Raw genomic sequence first — 6,343 nt, 5'->3', positions numbered from 1 at the left:
TCCTGAATAGTTAATTCTCCCTTGGGCTTGAGGTCACTATCGCTGAGAAAACGGGGCAATTAAGCGAAGTAGGATTGGAAATGTATTTATTTCATTATATGGTTCGCCGAAAGAATCAGCTAATAAAACAATAATTAGCAGGGCTCAGCAATTAATTGATTTAAGGAAAAAGAAAAAAATAGAAATTAATTTTTATGATGCTGCAACAACGAATGTTTGGGGGAACCAATGAAAGTTGATCTCACTAAGTATCTAAACCAGATTCTTGCACCTGAAGATAAACCCCTTTTTGAAGAAGCTATAAAGTCGGCGGATTGCGGAGCGCTGAGGGCGGCGTACATAATGATCTGGTTATCTTGCGCTGAATCCCTCAAGCGACGATTTCATGAAGCGCTGAAACGTGATTCCGAAGCAGGTAAAATAGTTGGTGAAATTCAAACTAAAGAGAGTAATAAAAAAGCTGTAGATTATTATGTGCTGGACCATGCGAATAAATATGGTTTTGTAGATGACGCTTCTTTTTTGGTGCTGGAACACATTTATAACATGCGTTGTATTTTTGGACACCCATATGAAAAAGCGCCGTCTCCAGAACAAGTAAAACATGCAGCATCGTCAGTCGTTGAATATGTGCTTTCGCGTCCGGTCAAACTAAATAAAGGATTTGCACAAAAATTAATTAAGGATATGTTGGGTGATCCTGATTACATTGATGATTTACGAAAAACCGTAGAAGATTTCACGAAAGAAATAAGCGTTCGTATTGATGAGGGAACATATAAATGGTTACTAACAAAATATTGGAAAGAATTAGAAAAAGATTCTTATGATTCTTCTTTTGGGAAGCAATTTAGGAGGGGAGTGTGGTTTTCACAAACATTGTTAACTATTGGTTGTGTTGGGGATTTTAAAAAAGATGAATGGCATGCAATTGTCAGGAAATATCCTAAAACCTGTATGGGAATATTTTGTGATTGGGAATTATTTTCGGAAATCGGAAGAGATGCCCAAGATTATATTGTTGGATATTTGATAGGTCATTGTGAAGAACAACCAAAGTATTTAAATGTTCTTGAGCATCTGCAAGATAGGAGTTGTTTGTCGAGTAGGCAAAAAGAACGATATAGCAAATGTTTAGATGAAAATGCGATTGAAACTGTAAGAGCAGGTAATTTGAGATTGGTGACATGTTTTGAAGCCGTAATTGATGCTTTGAAGTCGCATAATTTTTATATTCAAAATTCAGCTATAGATATCATTGTACAAAATGGTTGGGAGGGAATGAATGATTTAAAACTTGAACAACAAATTGAGTTAGGCAGAAATGTATTACAAGCTGCAGATGGTGGTGCTGCCAGAGCATATCAATTGATTGACCAGATTTTTGCTGAGAAAATGGAGTGGCCTGAGAATTTTATAAAGGGGATATTTTTTGAATGCTTCATTAACGAGAACGACCAGTTAAGATTAAAAGAACGACGCTTGGAAGATGTTCTCGAAATACTCGGAATACTTAAACCAGCTTCTCGAAATGCTATGATTTCGGAATTAATTAGAAATGTGGAAAAGGGCACACTTAAATACGCTGATTACGATAAGCAAGATCTAAAGAAGGGAAAGAAAATCATCACGAAATATAAATGGTTGGAAAAACTATGGAAAAGCATAAATATTAAAGTTGGAGGTGGGAAATAGTAAATGGAATCTATCAACACCACCCCTGAATTCGACGAACTGCATCTCTCCAAGCTCCCGGCTTTGCATTTGCTGCAAAACCTTGGGTATACATATATAAAACCTGAAGAGGCGCGGCGGATGCGGGGCGGCAGGACAGACCAGGTGTTGTTGGAAGGGGTTCTGACAAAGTGGCTGCAAAAGAACAACCGTATTGAGTACAAGGGCAAATCCCACCCCTTTTCTGAGGGTAATATCCACAGCGCTATCCAGGCATTGAAAGAACCGCTGATTGACGGGTTGGTTCGTACTAATGAGAAGATTTACGATCTGTTATGTCTGGGAAAAAGTTTTGTTCAAACCATTGAAGGTAATACCAAGAGCTTCACACTCAATTTCATTGATTGGCAGAATCCTGAGAATAATATTTATCATGTGACTGATGAAATGTCGGTTCTCTGTGAAGACAATAAATCTATCTTTCGGCCTGATATCGTACTTTTCGTGAATGGTGTTCCGTTGAGTGTTATTGAATGCAAATCTTCGAGTATCAAAGACCCTATGGGGGAAGCCATATCGCAGCATTTACGCAACCAGCAAGGGGAAGGAATCCAGAAGTTATATGTCTTCAGTCAAATACTTCTTTCCATATCAGTCAATCAAGCGATGTATGGCACTGTCGGAACGCCTAAGAAATTTTGGGGAATTTGGCGGGAAGCGGATAAAGGATTTGAAGAGGATGTAGCAAAAAAGTGTGAAATGGCACTGAACAAAGAGCAGATTGATGAGATTTATGGTAATGCAGGCTGGGTGGCAAAAGAAGATGAAGCACCTTACGGAACAGTATCCCGCAAAGTGACGGAACAGGACAGACTGCTCTATGCGCTGTGTCAGCCAAAGCGGTTGCTGGAATTGACGTATCAATTTATGCTCTATGATGGTAAAGACAAAAAGATTGCTCGCTACCAGCAATACTTTTGTGTGTATGGCATGATTGAAAGAATTAAGGAGTATGATGAAGACGGTGCCCGTCGGGGTGGTGTGGTTTGGCATACGCAGGGCAGCGGGAAATCGCTCACCATGGTTTATCTGGCCAAAGCCATTGCACTCATGGGTATTGACAGTGATTATAAAATAATTTTGGTTACGGATCGCATCAACCTTGATGGGCAAATAAAAAAAACGTTTACTGACTGCGGAAAAACCGTTGCCAGGGCGACTACGGGCAAACACTTGGCGGAATTAATTCAGGACCGGGGCCGGCAAATCATTACAACGGTTATAGATAAATTCGAATCAATTGTCAAAAACGAATTGATTCGTAATGACAGTCCGGATATTTTTGTGCTGGTTGATGAGGCACAGCGCAGCCAGTATAAAGTGCGCCATGTCAATATGCGTCAAATATTTTCAAAAGCCGCCTATATTGCTTTTACCGGAACACCGGTTGTCAAGCGCGAGAAAAATACCATGGAAAAATTCGGCGGCATTATTGATACGTATACCATGGATCAGGCGGTGAAGGATAAATCAGTTGTGCCGCTTCTCTATGAAGGCCGGCATGTGATTCAGGAAGTAGATGAAGAAACCATTGATGCCTGGTTTGAGCGCATCACCGACCAGTTGACGAAAAAGCAGATTGCTGATTTGAAGCGCAAGTTTAGCAGTGCCAATCAGATCAACAAAACCGAGCAAAAAATTATGCAGACAGCCTGGGACATTAGTATTCACTTTAAAGAGACGTTCAAGGGAACCAATCAAAAGGGACAACTTGTGACACCCGGCAAATCGGCGGCATTGAAATATAAATCTTACCTGGATGAATTCGGCATGGTCTCTTCTGAAGTTGTTATTTCCGGTCCGGATGACCGGGAAGGTGAGGAAGATATCTATGGAGAACATACAGATGAGATAAAAGTTTTCTGGAAGCGGATGATGGACATCCATGGCAATGAAAAAAAATACAATGACAATATTATCAATAATTTTAAAAATTCGAAAGATCCGGAAATTATCATTGTTGTAGATAAGTTGTTGGTAGGATTTGATGCGCCCTGTAATGGTGTGCTCTACCTGACCCGGACGCTGAAAGACCATGCTTTGTTGCAGGCCATTGCCCGGGTCAACCGGTTGTTCGAAGGGAAAGAATATGGTTTGATTATTGATTACAGCGGTGTGTTGGAAAACCTTGATCAGAGCCTGGAATTGTATCGCGCTCTGGCTGAATATGATCAGGATGATTTGCAGGATATGATTGTAGATATTTCCAAAGAAATTGCGAAGATTCCCCAAAAACACAGCATGCTTTGGGATGTTTTCAAAGAGGTTCCAAATAAATTTGATGTTGGTGCCCTGGAACAGCATCTGGGTGATGAAGCAAGGCGGTATTGTTTTTATGACCGTTTGTCCGGCTATGCCCGTCTCATGAGCCTGGCTTTTTCAAGTCTTCGTTTTCATCAGGAAACGCCGGAAGAAAAAATTGAAATCTATAAAAAAGATTTGGTCTTTTTCTCGAAGCTGCGTTTATCCGTGCGGCACCGTTATTCTGAGGTAATTGATTATGGTGAGTATGAATCTAAGATCCAAAAGTTGCTTGATACGCATGTCAAAGCCGGCGCGATTGAAAAAATCACACCGTTGGTGAATATTTTTAATAAGGAAGCTTTTGATCAGGAAGTGGCAAAAGTCAGTGGTGAAGGCGCCAAGGCGGATACGATTGCCCACCGGACACAACGTGCGATTAACATCCATATGGATGAAGATCCGGTTTTTTATAAACGGTTTTCACAGTTATTGCAGGATGCCATTGCCGCCTTTCATAGCAAGCGGATGGGTGAACGGGAATACCTGGAAACAATGATGCGGTATAAGGATGCTGTTATCAATCGGACAGGGGATGATATTCCGGAAGTCATTAAAAACCATGATGTTGCCAAAGCTTATTTCGGCGTGTTAAAGGAAGTGGTAGATAAAGTCCGGGAGATAGACTCGGGGATTATTGCACAATTGTCTTTAACCATTGAGCATGACATCGAAAGCAACCGCATTGTCAACTGGGGTGATAATGATGATGTCAAAAATAGAATGCGAAATGCCATGGAAGACAGCCTGTTTGATTTTCAGGATGAGCAGGGATTGAAAGTGGAGCTGGATGCGATTGATGACATGATGGATAAATGTATTCATATTGCCAAGGTACAACGTCCATGAAAAAGTTGACAGGGACTCAATGTGCGCCGCTATTGATGGCGTACGGCAGCAGGCAGGTGAAAGTTCAGGTTTTCTATCAAAACCGGAAATACGTTAATGTGACCGTGTGGCCTGACATGCAAGTGATGGTAAAAGCACCCGGGCAATATGAAGGGAGCCGGCAGGAAGAATTAATTATAGGCATAAGAAAAAGAATGCCCTGGATCGTGAAGCAGATTGATTATTTTAAGCGATTGCCGCTTCCACAGTCTCCCAGAAAGTATTTGAATGGAGAAACACATTATTACCTGGGGAGACAGTATCGTCTGAAAAGTTACCCGGGAAAAACATCACATGTGAAATTGGTTGGGCGGTTTTTTAACGTATCTATTTTATCTGTAAGGGCGACCGGTACCCTAAATACGGGCGTCAATGAACAAATGAAACAATGGTACGAAGAACATGCAAAGAAAATTATACTGAAAAAAATAGATGCTTATTATTCAGTGCTGAAAAAGCGATTGGATAGTGTGCCAAAAGTACAATTTCGCTGGATGCAAAAACGCTGGGGAAGTTGCTCACCCAAAGGGACAATTACAATCAATTATGAGGTAATTAAAGCACCCCTATCGTGTATAGAATATGTTGTGCTACATGAATTGTGTCATTTGAAATACCCTCAGCATGACAAACGGTTTTATAATTTTCTGACAAAGTATCTTCCGGATTGGGAAAACCGAAAAAAACAGTTGGAAGAAGTGGTATTGTAAAAATGGAGAAAAGAAAATATTTGAATTTCTGAACAGGTCGTGTTTTATTCACTTGGATAGTGATGGAAAAATGTGTAAAATCAGAAAAATTAAAAAGCATTTTATGGAGGAACTATGTCTGCAATGGAAGAACTCGCCCGGCAGGAATTGATTGCCGGGATTGCCCTGCGTGAGAAAGCGGCGGAGGTATTGCCTAAGCCGCTAACCCAGGCGGCGTTTTTAATATCCGAGGCGATAAAAACCGGACACAAACTATTGATTTGCGGTAATGGCGGTTCAGCGGCGGATGCGCAGCATTATGCCACTGAATTGGTCGCGCGGCTGTATCAACGGGAACGTCCGGCCATAGCGGCAATTGCATTGACCACCGACACCTCGGCATTGACTGCGATTGCCAATGACTATGGTTTTGAAAACGTGTTTAAACGTCAGGTGGAGGCCTTGGGTCAGCCAGGTGATGTCCTGCTGGGGTTGAGTACTTCCGGCAATTCGGCCAATGTGATCGGGGCCATGCAAGCAGCGCGGCAGAAGCAGATGAAAGTTGTCAGCTTTGTCGGCGAGGGCGGCAAGATGAACGAACTTTCCGATGTGGTTTTATCTGTGCCATCATCCAATACCATGCGGGTCCAGGAAATTCATTTGGCCATGGGGCATATTCTCTGTAAACTTATCGAAACCATGGTCTTTCCCCCAGAGGAGGAACACTAGCG

At 41.6% G+C, this 6,343-nt stretch carries 4 protein-coding genes; all 4 read left to right on the top strand.

Annotated features, from left to right (window positions below; genetic code table 11):
* Positions 1-228: 228 nt before the first annotated feature.
* The 4 genes from K8S19_09240 to gmhA all read left to right on the top strand — a co-directional run bounded on the left by K8S19_09240 (position 229) and on the right by gmhA (position 6,341).
* Entirely contained in the window at positions 229-1,695 is a 1,467-nt protein-coding gene (locus K8S19_09240) for a hypothetical protein (protein MCD4813858.1), read from the top strand.
* Positions 1,696-1,698: 3 nt separating this feature from the next.
* Entirely contained in the window at positions 1,699-4,884 is a 3,186-nt protein-coding gene (locus tag K8S19_09235) for an HsdR family type I site-specific deoxyribonuclease (protein ID MCD4813857.1), read from the top strand.
* Entirely contained in the window at positions 4,881-5,633 is a 753-nt protein-coding gene (locus K8S19_09230; GenBank protein MCD4813856.1) for a M48 family metallopeptidase, read from the top strand. Before K8S19_09235 ends, K8S19_09230 begins: the two co-directional genes overlap by 4 nt.
* A 114-nt stretch (positions 5,634-5,747) precedes the next feature.
* The gene (gmhA, locus tag K8S19_09225) at positions 5,748-6,341 is read left to right on the top strand and encodes a D-sedoheptulose 7-phosphate isomerase (GenBank protein MCD4813855.1); all 594 of its coding nucleotides are present in this window, start codon (positions 5,748-5,750) and stop codon (positions 6,339-6,341) included.
* The last annotated feature ends 2 nt before the right edge of the window (positions 6,342-6,343 follow it).

It is taken from the genome of bacterium (assembly GCA_021108215.1).
Taxonomy (GTDB): domain Bacteria; phylum Oederibacteriota; class JAAXVQ01; order JAAXVQ01; family JAUVAV01; genus JAIORK01.
The sequence above is the reverse complement of the archived record's forward strand: the minus strand, read 5'-3'. Positions and strand labels throughout refer to the sequence as shown.